14 protein-coding genes are annotated in these 22355 nt (G+C 42.6%); 9 read left to right on the top strand and 5 right to left on the bottom strand.

Going from position 1 to position 22355, the window contains the following annotated elements; translation table 11 throughout:
* Nucleotides 1–337 precede the first annotated feature (337 nt).
* The 7 genes from N475_RS07170 to N475_RS07140 all read left to right on the top strand — a co-directional run bounded on the left by N475_RS07170 (nucleotide 338) and on the right by N475_RS07140 (nucleotide 10665).
* Complete coding sequence (locus N475_RS07170) at nucleotides 338–1063, top strand: hypothetical protein (protein WP_063357295.1); 726 nt, start codon at nucleotides 338–340, stop codon at nucleotides 1061–1063.
* A 1-nt stretch (nucleotide 1064) separates the two neighbouring features.
* Complete coding sequence (locus N475_RS07165) at nucleotides 1065–1799, top strand: zinc-dependent metalloprotease family protein (RefSeq protein WP_063357296.1); 735 nt, start codon at nucleotides 1065–1067, stop codon at nucleotides 1797–1799.
* Nucleotides 1800–2409: 610 nt separating this feature from the next.
* Complete coding sequence (locus tag N475_RS07160) at nucleotides 2410–4512, top strand: winged helix-turn-helix domain-containing protein (RefSeq protein ID WP_063357297.1); 2103 nt, start codon at nucleotides 2410–2412, stop codon at nucleotides 4510–4512.
* 1163 nt (nucleotides 4513–5675) lie between these two features.
* On the top strand, nucleotides 5676–8246 hold the full coding sequence (locus tag N475_RS07155; RefSeq protein ID WP_063364954.1) for a reprolysin-like metallopeptidase: 2571 nt from the start codon (nucleotides 5676–5678) through the stop codon (nucleotides 8244–8246).
* Nucleotides 8247–8248: 2 nt separating this feature from the next.
* Entirely contained in the window at nucleotides 8249–8614 is a 366-nt protein-coding gene (locus N475_RS07150) for a hypothetical protein (RefSeq protein WP_063357299.1), read from the top strand.
* A 79-nt stretch (nucleotides 8615–8693) separates the two neighbouring features.
* Nucleotides 8694–9380, top strand: coding sequence for a response regulator (locus tag N475_RS07145; RefSeq protein ID WP_063364953.1), 687 nt, complete (start codon nucleotides 8694–8696; stop codon nucleotides 9378–9380).
* Between the two features lie 46 nt (nucleotides 9381–9426).
* A complete protein-coding gene (locus tag N475_RS07140) occupies nucleotides 9427–10665 on the top strand; it encodes a sensor histidine kinase (protein ID WP_162269590.1) in 1239 nt (412 codons plus the stop codon).
* A gap of 29 nt (nucleotides 10666–10694) precedes the next feature.
* Here the strand turns inward: N475_RS07140 and N475_RS07135 are convergent, their stop codons facing one another.
* Nucleotides 10695–12116, bottom strand: coding sequence for a DEAD/DEAH box helicase (locus N475_RS07135; RefSeq protein WP_063357302.1), 1422 nt, complete (start codon nucleotides 12114–12116; stop codon nucleotides 10695–10697).
* A gap of 237 nt (nucleotides 12117–12353) precedes the next feature.
* Here N475_RS07135 and N475_RS07130 point away from each other — a divergent pair, with 237 nt between their 5' ends.
* Nucleotides 12354–13958, top strand: a complete 1605-nt coding sequence (locus N475_RS07130; RefSeq protein ID WP_063364951.1) for a diguanylate cyclase domain-containing protein — start codon at nucleotides 12354–12356, stop codon at nucleotides 13956–13958.
* A gap of 32 nt (nucleotides 13959–13990) precedes the next feature.
* Here the strand turns inward: N475_RS07130 and N475_RS07125 are convergent, their stop codons facing one another.
* Nucleotides 13991–14866 carry a DUF417 family protein gene (locus tag N475_RS07125; RefSeq protein WP_063357304.1) on the bottom strand — a complete coding sequence of 292 codons (876 nt, stop codon included), beginning with the start codon at nucleotides 14864–14866 and terminating at the stop codon, nucleotides 13991–13993.
* A gap of 340 nt (nucleotides 14867–15206) precedes the next feature.
* On the opposite strand from N475_RS07125, the gene N475_RS07120 reads away from it, so the two are divergent.
* The gene (locus N475_RS07120; RefSeq protein ID WP_063364950.1) at nucleotides 15207–18845 is read left to right on the top strand and encodes a LamG-like jellyroll fold domain-containing protein; all 3639 of its coding nucleotides are present in this window, start codon (nucleotides 15207–15209) and stop codon (nucleotides 18843–18845) included.
* A 45-nt stretch (nucleotides 18846–18890) separates the two neighbouring features.
* On the opposite strand, the gene N475_RS07115 is transcribed toward N475_RS07120, so the two are convergent.
* The 3 genes from N475_RS07115 to N475_RS07105 are packed head-to-tail and all read right to left on the bottom strand — an operon-like array spanning nucleotide 18891 to nucleotide 21851.
* On the bottom strand, nucleotides 18891–19511 hold the full coding sequence (locus N475_RS07115; RefSeq protein WP_063364949.1) for a LuxR C-terminal-related transcriptional regulator: 621 nt from the start codon (nucleotides 19509–19511) through the stop codon (nucleotides 18891–18893).
* The gene (locus N475_RS07110) at nucleotides 19501–20292 is read right to left on the bottom strand and encodes a substrate-binding periplasmic protein (protein WP_162269589.1); all 792 of its coding nucleotides are present in this window, start codon (nucleotides 20290–20292) and stop codon (nucleotides 19501–19503) included. The genes N475_RS07115 and N475_RS07110 overlap by 11 nt, the downstream gene beginning before the upstream one ends.
* A 23-nt stretch (nucleotides 20293–20315) precedes the next feature.
* Complete coding sequence (locus N475_RS07105; protein ID WP_063357308.1) at nucleotides 20316–21851, bottom strand: hybrid sensor histidine kinase/response regulator; 1536 nt, start codon at nucleotides 21849–21851, stop codon at nucleotides 20316–20318.
* Nucleotides 21852–22355: the final 504 nt, after the last annotated feature.

The raw sequence follows: 22355 nt of genomic DNA, 5'->3' as shown, positions 1-22355 counted from the left end.
TCCCATTTTAGTGTTTTTGCACTACTTCTTACGGATGGCTTAATCGCTCTTTAATGGAAAGTAATTGATATGGGGAGTTATGCCGCCTTTCTTGTCCGTATTTCAACACTATGAAAATACTAGTTATATTATCTATTCTATGCCTCTCATTGAACCTTTCCCTTATTGTGTTGTGAATTTTGCATTTATATATAAAGGCATTTTTGACCAAAACCTAATATAGATTATTCGTTATGTTATAACAATTAGTGCTTGGTTAAATAATTGTGTAATTTTATTGACACAATTGTTTGATCATTTTATATTCGCTCTGTATCCATTAAAAGAACAATAAAAAATGAAGAAACTTGCCTTTTTGCTGATTTTGTCATGTATTTCCGTGTCTTATTGGTTTTTTTCTAAACCTAATGATGTAATTGAATCGATTGAAACCGTGCAGGAAGTTGCACCGGAAATTGATAAAAATGTAAATCAATTAGAGGTGGTTGGCGTAGCAAACTCACCAAAACCAGAAATGGAAATTGCTCCTATCGCAACGAAAAAGTCGACTGTAAAAATGGAGAGATTACCATTGGATATTGGGGAAATTGCATCAATATCTGAAGAGGCGAAAGAGGTTTTAGTAGAAGCTGGTGTGCTTGTAAGAGATATTAGTGAAGAAGCTTATGTTGAGTTTGACCTTGCTGCTATGCAGCAGCTAGAGGTTGGCGATACATTTGACCTAACCATTCCGCAGACAACAGAAATGCACCGCGCAGAAGTAACTCAAGTAGATATCTTTCCCAATGGTGACAAAAGTGTCTTTGCACAAGTCACTGGATCAGACAATCGCTTTCATAACTCGGTAATGACAGTGGGCAGCAATGCTATTTATGGTCAGTTTACAGTATCTTCTGGTAATTATGTATTTGAATCCCATGGCAAGCACGGTTGGATAGCTGCAAAGCGAGACCTTTATAAGAATCATGTGGAACACACGCCTGTAGAGCGTGCACCCGCAGAAGGGGCAAAAGATCTCTTTTCCCCGCCAATAAAAACACAAACAACAAGAAAGGAAAATTAACATGAAAAAAGCAATCTTAGCGACAGCGCTTACAGTTGCCTCTGGTCTCGCGCACGCCAATACCATAGATATCGCCATTTTATATAGTGACGCTGCTGCGGCAAAGACATCAAATATACAAACAAAAATAAACCAATTGGTGTCTTTTTCAAATCAGGTTTACAGCCAAAATAATATAAACTTAAGACTGAACCTAGTTGCGTCTGATTCCATTGGTAGTGCGCAAGTTACGGCTGACGAAAATTGGTTAAACTCGCTGACAAACAGTGCTTCAATCGCACAATATCGTAACACGCATCGCGCTGATATGGTTGCGTTGTTGGGTGTGGGTTCTTCTGCGGGAAGTAACTTAATTAGCTGTGGTATTGCTTGGGTTGGTCAAGGTAGTAATGGTAATTTATACCCATCACAAGTGGATAAAATGTACTCAATTACTGCTGTAGACTGTGGTGCTACGACGTTTGTTCATGAGTTAGGTCACAACCAAGGCTTAACGCATGCCCGTAGACAAGGTGATACTTCTGGTGGTGTATACACTGATGGCATGGGACATGGTGTTTATAATGTATTCACTAGTATCATGGCATATCCACATGTATTCGGTAGCGCAACGCAATATGATTACTTTTCAAATCCGAATTGGACAGCACACGGCCATCCATACGGTGTTGAGGGAGAATCGTATGCTTGGAGAACCGTTAACGCTACGAAAGATGACATCGCCAATATGAAATAAAGCGATATTTATTCGCGAGCATGTAAAGGATCCAAGAGCGTTCATATAAGAACGCTCTTTTTTGGTCAGACCCTCTCACAATTCTTCTCAATTTATTCTCAGCTTTATTATCTGATTGCGATATAATATGCGCCCATAAATCTCTGTGGTTAGTGATTCAGATCTTGATCTATGTAGTTGAATGTCTGTATTTGTTTAAGTATGTTGATGGACGGATGCTCTCTTTGGTCAGAAAAAGGCGACTTTTTGCTCTGAAACAACGCGTTTTGTGAAAAAGTGTCAACGTGATTTTCGAATATTAAGAAACAATTTAATGCGTTACTTTCATTAAAATTTTATTTAAGTGGATGTTTAATAAGTACAAATTGATAGTCCCTAAAATTGTAAAATTTTATAAAAAGTTCATAACTGTATATTTATAAAGAGATTTCTTGTTTGCCTACGAGCTAGCGATAGTTGATGTATTGAGGAATTCCTTGGTACACTTGTTGGGTGGTTGTTTTATGAATATTTACATATTTCGTATTATTCACTTAAGTTTCTTCATATCTGTTAATCAATTAAGTGACTGGTACAGTTAGCCGGGAATCATTATTTGCAAAAGGATATTATGCGGGCTTCGTTAGGAGAATTTGTTCTAGATCTTGAACAACGTTTGCTTTTCCTTAACAACGAAGAGATCGCTGTAGAGCCTAAAGTGATGGAGTTATTGCTATACCTCCATCAGTGTCGTGGCCGATACGTTACTATTGAAGAGTTGCACGATCAAGTATGGTCAGACCGTATAGTGACTGACACGGCTGTGCGTGGCACTGTGAAAAAGCTACGTGTGATTTTAAAAGATGAGAATATCTCTTCACCCAACTATATAAAGTCGGTGCCCAAGCGGGGCTATAAGTTAATTTGTGAATCCCACCCAATTGAAGACGAAGAGCCGGCTGTCATTACATCTCAAAAGTCGGTACCTCGACCCCCAATTGAGCCACAAGCCGAGTCACCAATTAAACATCAAGAAACCCCAATAAAGTCAAGTAAACGCTTTATATATGGGTGCCTTTTTGCCTTTATAACGATGGTGTCTGCGGTTTTGTATTTTGCTCATGAAGGAGCCTTTCATATTACTAAAGTAGCTGTATCTAATATCGACAGCTTAACTGAGTTCAAAGGGGAAAAGACATCTGTTGCAGTTTCTCAAGATGGTCGTTACATTGCTTTCACGGGAAGAGCGTTTAAAAGTGAACATAGCCAAGTTTATCTCTACGATAAACTGGAAAAAACCACACGGCAGTTAACGACTAAAGAGCCTCATGCTATGTTTGTGCGTTTTGCGCAAAATGATAAGGCGCTTGTATTTAGTAATACGCTGACCGGTAACTCATCATTAAAGCTGTTGCCTTTAACGGTTTCTGACCCAGAAAGTGCTATGGTGACCTTACTCGAACAACGCTACTTAATTGGTGAGATCCAATTGGGCAGAACAGGTTCAGAAGTCATTGTGCAACTCGCAAATGCACCTCAATCAAAGCTGATGCTGTATGCAATCGATCTGGAGGGATTTCAAGAGACACGGTTGGTTGCGGTCAGTCAATCAGATGAATATATCGTGAGCTTCAGTACGTCTCCAGATCGTAAAAGCCTGTTAACGCTCAATTTGCAAGCTGGGCGCAGGCAACTCACACTGCATGACTTAGCGACTAAACAACAAACTTTATTAATTGACAATGCGCCACTGCTCAAGAAAGCAGTATGGCGCAATAACAATGAATTGTTGTTATTGAGTGATAGTTCTATCCGTTTACTAAATTTGCGCACAAGAGGGGAACATATTGTTTATGAGAACCAAGGCGCACTCATCAAAACTATAGAAAGTGATCACCAAGGTGGGCTTGCTGTCATTAAGAAGTCACAAGAGCGAGCAGAGCGTTTGTATATCGAGCGGTCTTTTTCTGGAGACGGTGCGGTGAGTAAAGTTATTGATACGCGTCCGGAAATTGCATCCATGATGTATGATCAACAGGAAGACGATTTGAAGTGGGTACGCATCTTAAAAGATGGGCACAACTCTATAGGCAGCTTCAATATCAAGACCAAGCACATCAATGTGTATTACCAAAGCGAGAATAGATTGGAGCTATTTGATGTGTCTAAGGATCATAAGTGGCTTTTATTCAAAGAAAACTCTCGTCTAGCGGTTTATTCGGTTGAATCGCACAAAGTCCATTATTTAACTGCCAGTTTCAATTCAAGTAGCGATGGAATTTTCTACGATAACCGTTATGTCCTATATGGTGTTCAAGTGAGTGGTGAGTGGGAAATACAGCGCTATGATTTAACAACAGGCAAGAGTGATATCTTCTTAAGTGGGTATCGTTCAATTCGCCCGGCCTCAAGTGGCTTTGTTGTAGCGCGAGAAGGCGGAGAATTATTTTTCTTGGAATCTCATTCTGGAATACCTGAAGCCTTAAGTCATCGCATAGGTTTGGAGCCCATCACGCGTTGGCACGTAAAAGACAATCGAATTGTATGGTCAACCTATGATCACTTAAAAAGTTACATACATCACTTTGACTTAAATACACGGCACTATCACGTGACGGAAGATTTTTTCCTTAGTTTGTACCCTAGAATATCGATAGACAGAAATGCACAGCGCGTAATATATCTGTCTGTACAGATAAATGATGCTGCATTGCAGCAAATTCACTTTAAATAATGATAGAACGTATATAGCTCTACATTCGAATCATTTCATACAATAAAGAATAAGATTATGAATATTTTAAAATTACTCGTATTTATAGCTTTTAGTGTTTTTCTCATTGGCCCTGAAATTAGTTCAGGTGAATCATTTCCTAAGCCGGGTCCTGAAAGTTGTCCTCTTTTGGGGAGTTGTGAAGATCCATCATCCGGTGGAATGTAACAATACTAACTCAAGATTCGCGGTTTAGTGGTCACATTAAGCCGCAACCTACCAAATAGGGTCCTAACCCATTTTAAGCCCAGTTATACACCCCTTTGAAAATACTATATAACGACATAGCTCTCTGTTTTACTTGTTTTTACTCTTCTTAACTTTCTGATTTTTATGCTTATTTAATTAGTTATACAAAAGCAATGCATTGGTTGTTGGAGATTTTGCATTATTTTTATAGTTTAGACAGCGCAACGAGGTCAGGGCATTAGGTAAGTTTATTTTGCACTTGAAAACGTGTGTATGAGAGAGCTAGTTAGAATTTGATTCAGCCAGGATGCAGAATCAGCCAGGAAGCAGAATCAGCCAGGAAGCAGAATCAGCCAGGAAGCAGAATCAGCCAGGAAGCAGAATCAGCCAGGAAGCTAAATCAGCCAGGATGCTGGAGCAGCTAGGATGCAATGTCAGTCAAAGTAGTAAAAGAATAAGCCAGAGAGCGTATAAACAGTGGTAAGTTAATTTGTTCAAAAAGGTATCGTAGTTCCTTTTTACTAAAAACATTTAACTGCGCGTCAAGTTTTGAGATGTTAGTTGTTTAACTAGCATGGATATAAAAACCATAACAAATGGTTAGAAGTATCTTTCAAGGAGGGCCGCCACGTATCGTCAACATTCCAGAGTGTGTTGCGAATACGACCGCAAGGAGTGCGGTACTGGCTTCCTTCTTTCTTTTTGTAACGTTTATTCGGACGTTTCATTGTTCTGAGTTTCCTTTCATTGATCGCAATACAGCGTTTGATTCGCCAAAAAATTCTCAAAATACTGTTATATCAGTATGATTTAAATATAGAATCCTGTTTTGTATCTGACGTGATACAAAACCACCACATTTGGTTACCCTTGACCAGTGTATTCTCAGTTATTGTCATTTACGCACTTACAATCAATGACAACAGGATCCTATTATGAAAAAACACCTACTAGCGGTTTTAGTCAGCCATATTGTGGCAACAGCAGCTTGCGCTCAGTCTAGTTATTGGGAAAGCTCTGATAAAAGCCGCAGCCTTGAAGGAAATCATAAACTTTATACTTTAAGTGAGTCAGCATTTAGGCATGCACTCAATGTTGAGGGGCAGCGAGTTTTAGAGGTTATGTTGCCACTGCCGTCGGGAGAGATGGTGACATTCTTATTATCACCTTCTCAAGTAATGGCGCCTGAGCTTGCGACTAGGTATCCCAATATTAGGACTTTCACAGGTGTTGAAAAAGGTAACCCGTCCCATCGTGGTCATTTTAACGTAGATGAACAGGGCTTTTATGGCATGTTTAGCTACCAAGGCGAGCACATATACATTGATCCCAAAAAGCATACGGATAACACATACTCTGTATACACGCGCCAGGGGCAAAAGAAGCCTGTGGGTGAGATGCGCCAACATTCTCCTCGTAGACATGGGGCGAAAAGCTCATTGCATTACCAAGAGCGTGATTTATTAAAGGCTGATTTGCCAAATTCAGAGATAGTATATCGATTGGCGGTGGCCACAACTGGGGAGTATGCAAAATACCATGGAGGCACGAAACAAAGTGTGATGTCAGCACTGGTCACTATGGTAAATCGACTTAATGACGTTTATAGCCGTGATATGGCCATTCGCTTTGAGTTAGTTGCGGGCAGTGACAAACTCATTTTTCTCGACGCCAGCAGCGATCCATTTGATAACACCGATGCGGATATTGACAAAATCAGTGCGGTTATCAATGAGCATATAGGCCTTGAAAATTACGATGTCGGTCATCTTGTTGGCACTGGCGGGGGCGGCCTAGCTGGTTTTGAGGTGGTATGTACAGAGCTAAAAGCTGAAGGTGTTACAGGCAGCGAGCAGCCTGACAACGATGCATTTCATGTCGATTATGTTGCCCATGAAATCGGGCATCAACTAGGTGCCGAACACACTTTTAATGGTACAGCTGGGGCTTGTACAGGTAATAGGGTAGGTACCAGTGCTTATGAGCCGGGCAGCGGGTCCACCATCATGGGTTATGCAGGCATTTGTGATGAACAGGATCTTCAAGCGAATTCTGACCCCTATTTTCACGCCCACTCTCTGGAGCAAATGATGGCCTTCACACGAGAAAAGGCAGGCAAAAGTTGTGGAACTCATACGGCAAGAACAAATCAACGCCCACAGTCTGATGCAGGACAAGACTATACGATTCCGGCCAGAACACCTTTTAAATTAATTGGTAGTGCGAGCGATGCTGATGGCGATTCACTCAGTTATAGTTGGCAACAGTACAATGTTGGCAGTGCATCGGACAGCAAACAAAGCGACAGTGTTGACGAGGGTGGACGTCCACTATTCCGCGCGTTTAACCCCACTGAGTCTGCTGAGCGAACGCTGCCAAAAATGGCTGATGTTTTAAGTGGATCACTGAGTTACGGCGAGGCGTATGCAACAAGTAATCGTTCGCTTGATTTCCGTTTATTGGTTAGAGATGGTAAGGGCGGTGTCTCTGAAGATGATATGCGTATTTCGGTTGTCGCAAATGATGCAGGGTTTGCAGTTAAATTACCCGACGCCAGCTCTCAGTGGCGCACAAGCCAGCAGATTGTGAGCTGGCACACTGCGGACAGTGAAAAGGCGCCTATAAATTGTGCTCAAGTGGACATTTTATTGTCAGATGATGGCGGTACAAAATTTGCCACGACTCTAGCCAATAAAGTGGCAAATAACGGACAGTTTGAAGTGGCTTTACCTAAAATCTCTACAGATAAAGCAAGGGTGATGGTACGTTGCAGTGACAACATTTTCTTTGCCGTTAACAGTGGTAATTTTTCGATAGCCAATGAGTCTGGCGCTGTCGTAAAGCCAAAAGTAACTGGACAAAAACCATTGTCAATTGCAGAAGATAAATCACTCACAGTGCAAGTAAGCGACTTAACCATGGCAACAGCCCAAAGTGTTGACGCGATTCAAATTGCTGGTGGTAGTAACTACACTGTACAAGGGACTACGATTACACCTAAGGCAAATTATCATGGTGTATTAGAGGCACAGGTCATTGCAAAACGTGGTGAGATGCAAAGCGATCCATTTATGTTGAGTATTACAGTGACGCCTGTAAATGATACGCCTGTGGCAGAAAATGATTCTTTGAGTGTTGAATATGGTGCGCAGCAAGCCCAAATTAAAGTACTTGATAACGACAGTGATCCAGACGGTGATGCGTTAAAAATTAAAGCAGTGGATTATACCGGTAAAGGCACTGTAACGTTTGAAGATCAGGTTATCAAATACTCAGCTCCGACAGCGTTTTCTGGACAAGAACAGATAACCTATACGGTGTCTGATGCACAGGGGGCGACTGCGACTGCCCAAGTTAGTGTGACGGTAAAAGCGAAGACTAAAACCCCAGATCCAGCACCTACGCCAACACCAGATAACAATACAGATAACTCTTCTGACAGTGGTTCGCTTTGGTCTTTATTAGGCGTATTGCTGCTGGGCCTAAGGCGTCAACGGAGCAAGTGAGTATGAAGGCGCAAAAGCTAAAATATACAACCATTGCTGCCGGATTAGTTTGGCTAGGTGGGTGTGCAGAGTTGTCAAACAACAGGGCAAGTGATCAAGCAGAAGAAGTTGAGTTGCAGGCTCTGCTTGCGCAAGCCAAATCTGAGAAAGACTATCGGTTTTTGGTATTTGCGAGTAGACGCTTGGTTATTCCTGGGTTTGAAGAGCAAAAAGCCGAACAACTTAAAGCCCAATGTGGTGTTCGGTATTGGAGGAGTGAGGGGGATGTGTTGTATCCCTCGCAAGCTCGAAGTAGTCGCGTTGCAAAATACCAATTTGCCAGTGACTACAATCAAGTGATTTATACACTGTGTAGACAAGTAAACTAAACAGGGGGCCTTAGTCCCCCATTTCCTTTGCAGACAACTTTGGATGGAATAGAATATTTGTTGTATCTTAGTGAGTGTTATGCAAAAAATTTTATTAATTGACGATGATCGAGAATTAACGGCCTTAATAAGCCAATTCCTAGAGCAAAATGGCTTTATGGTAGATGTGCTAAACGATGGCCGTCGCGCTGCAGAGTATGTATTTAAGGTGCAGCCTGATCTGATTATTCTTGATTTAATGCTGCCGGGCACTGACGGCCTGACTATTTGTCGTGAAATTCGTCCTCACTTTAGCGGTGCGATTATCATGCTGACAGCGCTGGTGGATGATATTGACGAAGTAACAGGGCTTGAAGTGGGCGCTGATGACTATCTTTGCAAGCCGCTAAAACCCAGAGTTTTGTTGGCCCATATACGTGCGCAATTGCGCCGTCAGTCAAGTTTACAAGAGCAACATAAAGACATTCGAACAGTGTGTGATGGCAGCCTTCAGTTAGACTGGCGTAATCGCACTGTCAGTTACCTTAATACAGAAGTCACACTCTCAAGTGCAGAGTTTGAGTTACTTTGGGTGCTCGCTCAATCAGCGGGAAGTATCATTTCCCGCGATAGTTTACATCGTAAGATTTTCAATCTTGAGTATGACGCAATGGATCGGTCAATCGATCTAAGAATTTCGCGACTGCGCAAAAAATTGGGTGATGATCCTAAGCAGCCTCAGGTCATAAAAACCATACGGAACAAAGGGTATCTCATTGCAGATTAACGGTAAATTGATTACAACCTGGGTAGGAGTGATGGTGCTAATCAACATGCTATCTGCAAAATGGTTGATGGAAGATGTGTACTTTGAAGTCCAAGAAGCGTCGTTGGCTCAATACGAACGTTTTCTTAACCAGCTTGCTGATGACATAGATGAGCACATACAAAATACCGATGTTCGACCCGTGGACGAGGCTTTGCAAAGCTTCGTCGGACTATCGGATAGCCCTGTGCTTTCTTTACCTATAAATCAATTTGAAGACGATCCATTTTTGCTAGAACAGCTATCCTCTTTGCTGCCAGACCAAACTTTTGTGGATGCACAAACCGCCAGCATCTATTTGATGCAAGCCAATGGGCAGATCTTGATGATTGGTCCGGTTATACATAATAGTTTGCTAAGTTGGTTCGCGGATTGGTTTTTGTGGCTGATGGCTTGTTTTATTAATGGTGTTGGGATCACTGTATTGCTGATCACGATGTATCGAGCGCACCTCTCTTTGAGAGCTCAGCTTGCAGCCGTATTACCTGTCGATATTGAAAAAGCGCAAAGTACAGAAGCACAGCTAAGCGAGTTATATGGTTATTTAGCCACAAATGAACAGCAGAGTATGGAGCAATTAAATCTCCAGCGTGATCTTTTGCATGGTGTAGCCCATGAGTTTAGAAGCCCTATGGCGCGTATTCAGTTTGCTCTAGATATGCTTGAAGATGCCGACCTTAACGCCCAAGCTGAACTTAAAAATACCATACAAAGCGCGCTGGTGGGGTTGGATGAATTGGTCAAAGAGCTGCTGTACTACGCCAAACTAAAAGACGGTAGCACCGCTATGCAGTGGCAGTCGATTTCATGCAAAGAGTTACTGCAAGATGCCATTGCGCAAGTCTCTGGATTTTATCCAGGTATCACATATCGCGCTGTATGCGATGACGTGAGTATTGTTGCCGATTACAACCTGCTGCGTCGTGCGTTGATCAATATTATTCGCAATGCAGGGCGATTTGCCCAGCAAAAGTGTATTGTGACAATACAAGTTGATGAACAACATACGCTTTTCTATATCGAAGATGATGGTATAGGTATTCCTCCCGGTAAGCGGGAGCGTATTTTTGAACCTTTTACACGTTTGGATCCAAGTCGTTCTAGAGATTCTGGCGGGTGTGGATTAGGTCTGGCCATTGCGCATTCTATCGCACAGTTGCATGAAGGTAATATCAAGGTTATTGACGGGCTTGCTGACCTCGGAGGCGCTTGTTTTTGTTTGAAAATTAAATCTCGTGAAAATTAGCCCAACCTTTAGATTGGGCTCGAATGACGCTAGTTGGGCTTTCGTCGCGTATTAGGCTTACGCGGCTGGTTGGTGCGCGGGCTATCACTGGCTTTTGTTCTTGAGTTGGGTTTACCCGAATTTTGCGAGTTTGGGCTACGCTTAGGTTTATTCCCATGCTTAGTGCGTTGTCCTGAGCGGCTTTTATTACTACTACTTGCTTTATCTGCTTGCTTTGTAGCGGCATTCTCAGTTTGTTCAGGGGATGTTTTTGGCTTCTTTTTCTTTGGCTTTTTCGGTTTGATTGGTCGAGTATCCAGTGGCTTTTCTGGAACGGGGTTTTGCGGCACGAATCCAGGCTCTTCAGCGCGAGGAATAAGTGCACCAATAAAGCGCTCAATACCATAAAGATCATCCGCATCTGCTGCTGTAACAAAAGACACTGCAACCCCTTCGCTTCCTGCTCTGCCCGTACGGCCAATTCTGTGCACGTAATCTTCATAGGTATTAGGTAGGTCGTAATTCACGACATAGGGCAGCTCATTGATATCTAGGCCTCTGGCGACAATGTCTGTTGCCACTAGGACGTTGACTTCCCCTGATTTAAAGCCGTTGAGTGCTTTAACTCTGGCGCCTTGTGATTTATTACCATGAATAGCGGCTGCGCTAATGTGATTTTTTTCTAGTAAAGTAACGAGGCGATTTGCGCCATGTTTAGTGCGACAAAAAACTAATACCTGCTGCCATTTCTTTGCGAGTAAAAAGTGGCATAGCAATTTGCTTTTTTGCGCTTTGTCCAATGCGTAAGCGCTCTGAATGACTGTTTTGGCCGTAGTATTTTCGGCAGCAACCGAGATTTCCACTGGTGAGGAAAATAACCCTTGCGCCAACTCTCTGATTGGCTCAGAAAAAGTTGCAGAAAACAGTAAGTTCTGACGTTTTTTAGGCAGTAATCTAATAATTTTCTTTAAATCATGGATAAAGCCCATATCTAGCATGCGATCTGCTTCATCGAGCACCAATGCAGACAACTCAGTAAACTTGACCGCATTTTGCTGATATAGATCCAGCAGCCTACCAGGCGTTGCTATGAGAATATCGACCCCTTTGCGCAACTGCATCATTTGTGGGTTGATCTTCACGCCTCCATAGACAACCGTGCTGCGGATGCGAGTCCCAGCACTATATGTTTCGACACTTTCAGCAATTTGAATTGCAAGTTCTCGTGTTGGGGCAAGTACTAACACGCGCGCTTGATTAGCATGGGGCTGTTGTGAGCTGAGTAGCTTTTCTATCAGTGGCAGAGTAAACGCCGCCGTTTTTCCAGTTCCTGTCTGTGCCGCAGCCATGACATCTTGGCCGTTCAATACGGCTGGGATTGCCTGCTGTTGAATTGGTGTAGGTGTACTGTACCCTTTAGTCTCAAGCGTGTTCAGAAGTACTTGGGATAACCCAAGTTGAGAAAAGTTCATGCATACTCTCTTTGTACTGAGGTGATAAGGGATGACCTTTACCTCGTCTATGATTGGCGATATTGCCTTGGATACGCGATCATAGCAGAGTTCATCGGGTCTGCCGAATTTAATCCATCAGCATATTAATTATGGTAAGACACCAATCGGACAGACCGAAAGCCATTTTTGACCCAGTCGCAGGTTTTATATGGTGGTCTATACTTGCCCAATAGCGTGCTTATGAAGGGATTGATCATGGACATCACACAGCGGAGAGTGGCGCTTGGTATGCAGCTCAGTGTATTAATTGCGGGCAGCCTTTTTACAGGGTCACTGGTGTATATGCTGCATCAAGAGCAGCAATCCTCAATCATGCAAGAGTTCAATAAAGAATATTTCCTACGCGTTGACTCTTTCAAAGAAACAGTGATGAATAACCTCTCTGCTTTGCAGAGTTTGGCGGTGCTTTTTAAGGTACGGCCGAATGCGAGCAAGGCGCAGTTTCAACACATTGCATCCAGTATTTTAGCAACCAAAGTTGGCGTTCAAGCTTTGCAATGGGTTCCTCAGGTTGCGCACACACATCGAGCTGGTTTTGAACAAGAAAACCGCCAAAATTATGTGCATTTCGCTATTACCGAGCGCATTGCAGGGCAAATGCAAGCCGCACACAATCGTGCACAGTACTATCCTATTCAGTATATTGAACCCCTATTTGGGAATGAAGCGGCACTGGGGTTTGATTTATTTTCAGATCAAGTTCGGCGAGAGATAATCACGACCTCTCGAGATCTGGCATTGCCACTTGTGACTGCGAGCATTACTTTGGTGCAAGATCCTCAAAAACAAAAGGCGTTTATTGCACTGAGACCAATCTACGATAATTTGTCACTCACCGTTGCAGATAAACGGGCGAATATTCGTGGGTTTGTGATGGGGGTGTTTAAATTGAACGATTTAGTTGCACATTCAAAGTTAGGTAAAAATGAAGGTGATATTGAGTTTGTTATTGAAGACGTCACCGACAGTATGCAAAAACAAATTTTGTATCACAATCAACTCAATTCACAGGGCCAACAGCAGTCTTGGTTAGATGTTTGGGGAAGGAATTGGGTGATCAGCGCGTCGCCCTCATATAACTTTGTACAAAGCCGAACGTCAGCGACTCCAATGGTTGTTTTGTTCATCGGGATGCTGATGACATTACTGATGTTTTTCTATGTTCGCCTGTTGTATCGTCGCCAAATCGCGATTCAGCAAGCGGTTAGGATTAAAACGAGAGAGTTAGATAAAGCGAATGCGAAGCTTCTAACAATGACCCAAGTAGATGGCCTGACAGACGTATCGAACCGTCGCCATTTTGATATGCAATTGCAGAAAGAGTGGCGCCGTGCGGTGCGTGTAGGTAGCCCCATTAGTTTAGTAGTAATTGATATCGATTTTTTTAAAGAATATAACGATTTTTATGGACATGTAGCGGGAGATCGTTGTTTGTGTTTAGTGGCAAAAGCACTCAGTCAATTGGCACAGCGAGCCTGTGACGTCTTTGCGCGTATTGGCGGTGAAGAGTTTATATTTATTTTGCCAGACACTGAGCAAGTAGATGCGTTTTGTGAAAAGTGCCTGACTACGGTGGTCGCGTTGGAGATTCTTCATGAGAAGTCCAGTGTGGGCCCATTTGTTACGGTTAGCGTTGGGGCAAGTTCAATGAGACCGGATAGTGAGAGTGACAGCGCTCAATTGCTCGAGACAGCCGATCAAGCGATGTACCGTGCGAAAGAAGTTGGCAGAAATACATTTACAGTGAAAACGTTAGTTCGAAAAACCGATGATACCGCATGTACAAATCAGGCAGGCTGACGTTAGGCAGCACTGCTTGATTTGATATTTAACTAAGCCATGGAAGACTGTTGTTCAGATTTTATCTCAGTACTAGTTGAGTCTGTTGTTTGATTGATTAGATGATGAAGTATCAATAAATTACATATAAACCAAATGTCCTTAATGACAAATTGACCAGTTCCTGTAAGCAGTGTTGAAACGCTGAGTGCTCCAGGAGTTGTGATTAGAAAAGTTTGTGTCATCACAAACACTGCGCCACATGCAAGTGCAGATATAACAAATAGCGGTTTATGGCGTAAAAATATTGCTGCGCCGAGCAAAGCGGTGAAGAATATATCGTAAATGCCGATTAGATTTGAAGCCATTTGCACCGAGAATAAATCGTATAGCCAAGACATAAACGGTGAGTTACTAACCAATGGTTCTATGCCCTTAGCTTCTAACTCCAAAAACTTCATGCCGCCAATCCAAAGTAATACGACGGCCACTGGAAAAAAGTTAAACCAAAGGTGAGCCCTAGTGCTGAATTTTTCTCTTGCAAACAAATAAACAGCGATCGGTAACAAGGCGAAGTATTTGATAATCCCTTGCCCAGACCCAATTACAGGAAAGCCGCCATGAGACTGTATCCATCGAGACTCTGAAAACAGAGTGACTAAAAACAATAAAGCAATTGCTGTAAGGCCCCACATTGAGGCGTTTTTAAAAGCGGGTTGCCTAGAGACAAGTAAAGCACTGATAATCACAATGAACCCGCCTAGCAACTGCGCCGCTAGCACGTCTGAAATAGCCGAATCTAGGTAATAAAACTTTAATGCGGTTTGCACATATCGATCATTCCCACCTAGCATCATGGACAACGCAAAGATAAACAGGCTAAATGCTGTCAACCCGGTCACCAAATTAATTAGTGTTTTATGTTGCATGTGAACTCCTAGAAAATTGATTATCGTTAAAGACCGATGGTCCTAGATATATATTTCAATTTTTTCTCAAATATTAGGTGGTGAGTTTAATAATGACCGTTACTTCATTTTTATTTATCGATTGATAATTGTTCTAAATCAGCCGCTTTTGCAGATTTTTTTGGTTCTTTTGGGTTGGCTTTTTTGCTGCTCACACCACTTAGTATTACTTGCTGTGATAACCTACCGCCTTTAGGAATATTCCATTCTAGATAGTTCGTTTTTGGGTATTGCTTATTTCTATTGTTCGAGTCACGTCTTCGTGATTCCGATTTAAAGTCAAAGAAAGGGTTTATTAATAATGTTGAAACACTGTATTGAGCGGATCACTCAATATGCGCTTGTTATTTTGTTTAGCGTGTTTTCGCAAACGATTGCAGCACAAGAGTATAGAGTACTAGAGCGCGACGTAGCATCGTCTATAGTTTTCGATGGACAAGATGATTATGCGGAATTAGTGAGCGAGAAAAATATTGACGTCTCTGGAAGCTTTACAATTGAAGCTTGGGTTAAAGTTGACCAAGTGACGCATTTTGCACGCTTGCTAGATTTTTTCAACCAAACAGGTCAAGACAATATTATTTTTGCCACATCAATTGCTAAGACAGGCAAACCACGATTCAGCGTATACCGCGACGGTCACGAGACCGTGGTTGACTCTCCCAAAGCGATACCTATTGGCTATTGGACTCATTTGGCTGCAACCTTTGAACACGATACAAGCACGGCCAAACTTTATATTAATGGTGAATTGGTTGCGACTAACAACAACATGAACTTGCCTAGTACGAAACCGCGCCGCCATCGTTACATTGGTCGAAGTGCTTGGAGTGGAGATGCGTTACTTCAAGGTGCTATTCATGATTTTAGAATATGGAATACCGCGCGTACTCAAAAACAGCTCAGAGCAAATAATCGAGCAGTCTTAAGTGCGATCACGCCACACTTAATTGCCAATTACCCATTAAATGAGAAAGATATTATGGGTGGTAGCGTGATAGACCATGCGACCGGTGGCGATTATATGCATTTGCATGGTGCACGAGCTGGCACAACTCGTACCACATCTGCGGATTACCCATTTACTGTGCCTCAGTTAAGTGTACCGCAAGATTACCGTGCAGTGACGGTCTCGGGCTTGCCAAAAGGTGTAAGTATAAAGGGTAATGCATTGCTGCCTAAGAAAAATAAAAATGGCACATATATGCAAGTGGTTGATTTGAAAGCATTACAAAATGATGCGCTGCTACTTAATATTCCACAGGGTTTTTTTGGTAAATTCGCGCTACAAGTAGAAGTCCATGCTGGCAGTGTTCAGCCTTACTCTGTAAAACCTGTACAACGCTATGATTTTGTATATGTGGTGCCGCCAAAAGCCGATGATTTGCTATTTGCGAAAAGCGGCAGTATTGATTTTGGCGAACCTATTGAGCAAGTGACTCATCACAGTGATATTTATTGGGGCATCAATAAACGGGGCGTTGTATTCAGTCGTTCTAAAAATACAGACTGGAAGGTGGATACCGATGTCGATCAAGGGATGCACTTTGTCAGTATTGGCAGCGACAAAGAGGGTGGCATTTGGGCCGGCACAGAAGATGGTAGAGTGTATTTTCGCGATCGCTTCGATTCTCCTTGGCAGCAAGTGGATGGTTTCTTTCCGCAATTGGCGGTTCAGCCAAATGGTTATGTTTGGGCAGCAGCGACCGGCCAAAATGGTGAAGTGTATGTGAGAAATGGTCTCAAAGGTGAAATCAAACTGCATGGTAAAAAATCATCCGGAGATTGGCTAACTCAAGATGGCTTTATGAAAAAGCTCGCTGTTGGCGCGGATGGTCAGGTATGGGGCATCGATAACGCTGGGTATGTGAAAAATCGTTTTGGTATTTCTGCACCTTGGTACTTTACGCCTTCCGATGCATTTGATCCGAAACAAGCAAAAGGGTATGACAGCAACGCGCCATTTGATCCAACCACAGATGTCTTTGGCGACACCAGTAAAGCTGTGCCAGTTAACGATCCAAATTATATTCCGAGTTATGGCGGTGAGGGGGAGTTGAGTGCAAAAGCTAAAGAGATCGCGGTTGATAACGATGGGCGTATTTGGGTCGTTACCGAGAAAAATGACCGCTATGTAAGAGGCAGTGCTGATCAACCGTGGTATTTGGTAAAAGGTAAGTATCGTGATATCAAAAGTAGTTTTGGTGTTGGTAAAGCGGTACCTTTGAATGTGATCGTTAATCCAAAAGTCGCTCAAGATGCGACGGTTACTATCTCAGGTTTACCTCATGATGTCGTGTTATTGGACAAAAACAATAAGTACTTGATTCAAGGTGGTAGTATTGATCTTAATGCCAGTGACGCAATAGGGTTGAAACTGGATGTCAGCAATGCCCACCATGATTTTTACGTCAATGTTGAATTAACAGCGAGTTATGATGGCAACTTTGTTTCATCTCAGCAAAAGATCTTTATTAATGATGCTGAGTTGGAGCGTAGCGTCAGCGGCGGTACCGTTTTTCAAGTAGCGGATAGCCGAAAAAATTATACGGTTGAGCGAGTAGGTAATTCGCTGGTCCTTACTTATCGCTATGATCAAACTCGTGTAACGCGTTTATTGATGACCGATGTTGACTATATTCGCTTTACAGACAATGTTGTAGCGATTGCGGATTACTATAAAACATATCAATTGCCAGCAGCTGTCAATACTAGCCCAGGCAATGTGGTATTGATTGCAGGAGTGCCAGCCGGAGCGGTCGTGAATAATTCAGTGGCCATGGGCAACGGTGTATTTGCACTGATTGCAGATGAAATCCAGTCAGGCGTCTTTTCGATTGACTTTCCTACAGTAGAAGTGGACAAAGCCGTTGAACTCAAAGTTGGTGTTACCGCGGAGACGTCGATTAGTAAAGAGTTGATTGGTGGCGCACGTATTAACGGTTATGCAAACGCCAAAGCCTATGCTGAGGCGGATGCTGAACTGTCTTTTTCAGTTGGTCCAGACGGTGTAAACGCCGAAGCGCGAAGCTATATCGGCGCGGGTGCTGTGGCAACCGCTGGTGGCTCTGTGGAAGTCGATGGTGTTGGTTCTGCCTCGCAGGAGTATGGTGTAGAGGTGACGGTAGACGCTGAAATTGAAGCACAATTAACCATAGATAAGACGCAGATTTCTCAGCATGTTAAGTTAGGTACGCAAGCAACTGTTTCAGCGACGAGTACGTTAGAAGTTGAAGTGGACTTTGTACCTGGCACAAGTGCGACTACCGAAGGCACTGCGGCATTGTCAGCCTATGCTAATGTCGAAGGTGACAGCAAATTATGCTACGGCGATGGGTGTTATGGTCTTTCTGGTTCAGCAGGTGCTGAAGCGGGGATCATGGCCACCGCTTCAGGTTATGCCAGCGGCTCGTTAGCAGGTGTAGGCGGCAATGCCGAAGGCGGAGTTGAAGCAGGTCTGGGTGTTGGTATCAATGCTGGGGCCACTGCGGGCTACGAAGATGGAGAGCTTACCGTTGGGGTTTCTGGAGAATTGGCTGTATTGATTGGCTTAGATGTGGACGTGAATGTGGTTATTGATACTAACTCAGTGGCTGATACCGCAGATCTGGTTGGCAATGGCGTAATTGGTGGGCTAGAAGCCGTTAACTCAAATATGCTAACTGTCAATCAAGCTGTAACCCAGTACTACGTGCCAGCAATCCGCTTTGTACAGACCAATATGTTACCGCTTGATCAGGCTATGAATCTGTATGGGGTTTCTGCTCAAGATGCGGTGTTTAGTGGCATTATCAGTGTAGATGATGCGGTAAATAATTATGGAGCAAAGGCGGGTGACTTTGCGGGCACTGCATTTGATACGGCCAAAGATAAAGCAGAAGATACGGCAAAAGATGCCTACAATGGCGCCAAGCACTTCATTTGTCATATATTTTGCTAATCACTCGTACACCAGATGAAAAACGCGGCTCTAAAGCCGCGTTTTTCATAAGTGCGTGTTTTTTGGCAAATCTAAACTGGGTGGATACTTGTTGAGTAGTTTGGTGAGTGCAGTTAATGTCGTGCTATTGGTTTTAATGCGCATACGTTCTAGGTACTTTTCAATCGTGTTGGGCACCAAAAATAAGCGCTCAGCTATTTCATTGACTGTTTTCCCGTTGACGAGCTGTTGCGCGATATCAAGCTCTCTGAGTGTAAACTTATCATAGTAAATCGCGCTTATTTCAATGCATTGCTGTTGTTCTATGGCTCTTTCAAATGCACTTTTTATGAGCTGTGAAAGTAGCTCAATTTCGACGGGTAAATCGACAAAGTTTAATGACTCACACACATGCCTGCCTTTTTGGGGAAGCAGTGTTTCGCGAGATTCAATGATAACAGGTATGATGGGGCTGTTTTGGTTTGAGAGCTGTTGGATTAGCTTAGCGTAGCGCAATATAGAATCATTTAGTTGCAGTATAACGCAAGCGGGTAAAGTCAGGTCCGCTTGCTCAAAAAATGTTTGGCTATTTTTAAAGTGTTGTATTGACCAATCTTGGCTATCAAGCCACTGTCTAACATCAAAATCGAGTGCATCTGAGATAGTAAAAATGGTTTTATGGGGCATTGTTTGGCTGCTTAGTATGTTTGTCTTCATGAAACTTGGCCAATATCGCCTGATACTCCCCAGATTGCTTTATTTTGGCGAGCCCATCATTAAAAATACTCTGCAATCGCATAGATGTTGGCTGGTTTTTCAAAAAGAGTAGGTGTAGTGTGCCTGTTAAAAGTGGTTTGGGCAGATAATTGAGCGCGCCTTTTTCATTGCGGTAATTTTGCTCTAGTAAGTACATTCCCGGTAATAAGCCAATGGGAAATAGGTCAATTCTGCCTTTTAAAAGCATGGAAAAGTTTTGTTCATCCCGGGTCATGATATTTACATCAAGCTCACCTGACTTAGCCAGTCGCCAAAACTCATCGGTGTAACTGTAGCCGCGAGTCGCCCCTATACGATAATTTTCTAGTTCTTCTAAAGTATTCCAAACCGGTATGGGATTGCTTTTGTTAAAAAAGAAAACTGCAGACTCTTCATACAGCGCAGTGCTACATGAGAAATACTCCTGCCTTGATTCAGTGCAATACCAGTAAGCAGATGCATCATAGAGGCCTTTTTTAGCTTCCATAAAGCTGCGAGCCCAAGGCATAAATTGAAAATCGACTCGAATATTATGTTGGGCGAAGGCTGCGCGAATGACCTGGGGGATCAGTCCTTGCCCTTTTAATTTTTCACCTGAATAAGGTGGGTAATTACCAATGGCGATGGTGAGCGTTTGAGCATAGGCTTGTCCGGCAAAAAGCAGAGTGCAGACAAGAAATATAAGTATAGGGAGGGGGTGTTTTGGAGTCATAAAAATCATTACTGCTCAGTGCTCTATTTCGAAACAGGCATAGTACTCAATGCCTCGGTTAATTCTTGCTGTGTGAATGGTTTGGTGAGATAGCCGTCTGCCCCGAGCTCCAAACACTTTTGTTGAGTTGCCTCAAATGCATCGGCAGACAACATAATAATGTAGGGTTGTGTATCGAGTGACATAGTATTAATGAGTGCAAGAACTTCATAACCGTTCATTTTAGGCATATTGATATCGAGTAAGATCAAATCAAATGGCGGGCTTTTGCTAATGACTTGCAATGCTTCATAGCCATCGGAAGCTTTTTCAATGTCTGGACATATTGAAGAGAGCATCTTAGTAGTGATTACTTGATTAAGAGCATTGTCGTCCACAATCAACGTGCGTGAAATCGACAGCTCAGGCAAAGGTTCACTGACTTTTTCTTGCTCGGCGCTTGGGGTTTGTGCTTGAACTGCGGCCATCGAAATAGTGACCTGAGTACCCACATCTACTTCTGAATTAAAGCTTAAATCATAATTGAGTAACTCGCAGAGCTGACTGACAACTTCGAGTCCTAAACCACTGCCACTGACCATGCTTTCATAAGATGTGTCTTCTTGTGTGTAAGCGTTGAAAATAGCATCGACATCTTTGATGCCTACGCCTGTATCTATAACCGAAATAGTGCACTCTTCACGCTCAAATTTTGCTTGCACCTTGACTGAACCAGTCTTAGTGTACTTGATTGCATTACTAACCAAGTTGCTGAGTACTTGGGTTAGGCGCACTTTGTCTGTCTTAACAAACATACCTGTAACGTTGTCTGTTTCCACTTCAAGCGCTAACTGTTTATCGTCAGCTGCCGCGCTGTACAATTCGTGGATATGACTAAATACACTTGCTAAGTCAACGACCTCAATGCTGGTGGATAACTTTTCAGCATCTAGCTTTGCCAGTGTCAAAATATCATTTAGCAAGGACTGTAATTGTTCACCGCAACTTAAAATTGTGCTGATATCTTGCGCTATTTTGTCATTTACAACTGCGCTTTTGAGCGTGCCGGCTATCCCCAAAATACCAAACAATGGGGTTCTAATTTCATGGGACATACGAGCAAAAAATTGTTCTCGTGCCTCGAGCGCTTCAATTGCGCGTCGCTCGCTTTCTTTTATTTCGGTGATATCGGTGTGAGATCCAACCATACGAACAGGTTTGTCATTTTCATCACGTATTATCAGGCCACGGCATCTTATCCAAATAGTCTTACCTGTGGCATGTGTGTAGCGTACGATTTGGTCATAGGGGTAGGTTGGATCGGCTTTGTGTTTTTCAAAGTTTTCCATTGCAAGTTTCAAGTCATCTTGATTGATAATATCTTGCCATTCACTGACCAAATGTTGCTTGGTATTTGGGTCGTACCCTAAGGTTTGCCAAAGCTTGGGACTCATCCACTCTTGTGCTGGGTTTTCTAAGTCCCAGTACCAAAAGCCATCCAGAGAGCATTCAACCAAAAAGTTAAAAATCTCAGGGCTTTTTTGTATATGAGCGTACAGTTCCTTTTCAAGTCTGTGCACTAGACTCCTCCAATGGCAATTCAATTTAATAGCACGGTGCACGTTAAGTATAGTCATAACATACTTTTACTGCGTCAATATTGCACGATTTATATCCAATTTAGTAACAAGTAAACTGAGAGAAATACATCCACTGGGAAATAAACGTGACGTATATGTGGGCGCTTCGTGAGATGAAAAACGACATTAGCAAGAAAAAAAGTATAAATGCCATATTAATATCATTTTTCTCTTGTATATTTTTCACTGTTAACGTATGCTGGCCAACTTGCTTATTTTACTCACATAAATAGGCAGTGTTTATGTCTTACCTTGATCCAGTCAGTCATAGTTTTAAAGTTAGCGCCTTAATGCGTCTGTCTTGAAATTATCTAATTTTCAATCATGCTTTGGCATGATCCCGTAGAGTACTAAACAACGGTACATCTATTGTGCAGACCTTAATAAGGCATCATGTAAAAAATCAATATCGATATGCGTTGTTCGCAATAAGATATTAAAGTT

Source organism: Pseudoalteromonas luteoviolacea DSM 6061 (genome assembly GCF_001625655.1).
GTDB classification, from domain to species: Bacteria; Pseudomonadota; Gammaproteobacteria; order Enterobacterales; family Alteromonadaceae; genus Pseudoalteromonas; species Pseudoalteromonas luteoviolacea.
This window is presented reverse-complemented; position numbering and strand designations above follow the sequence as displayed.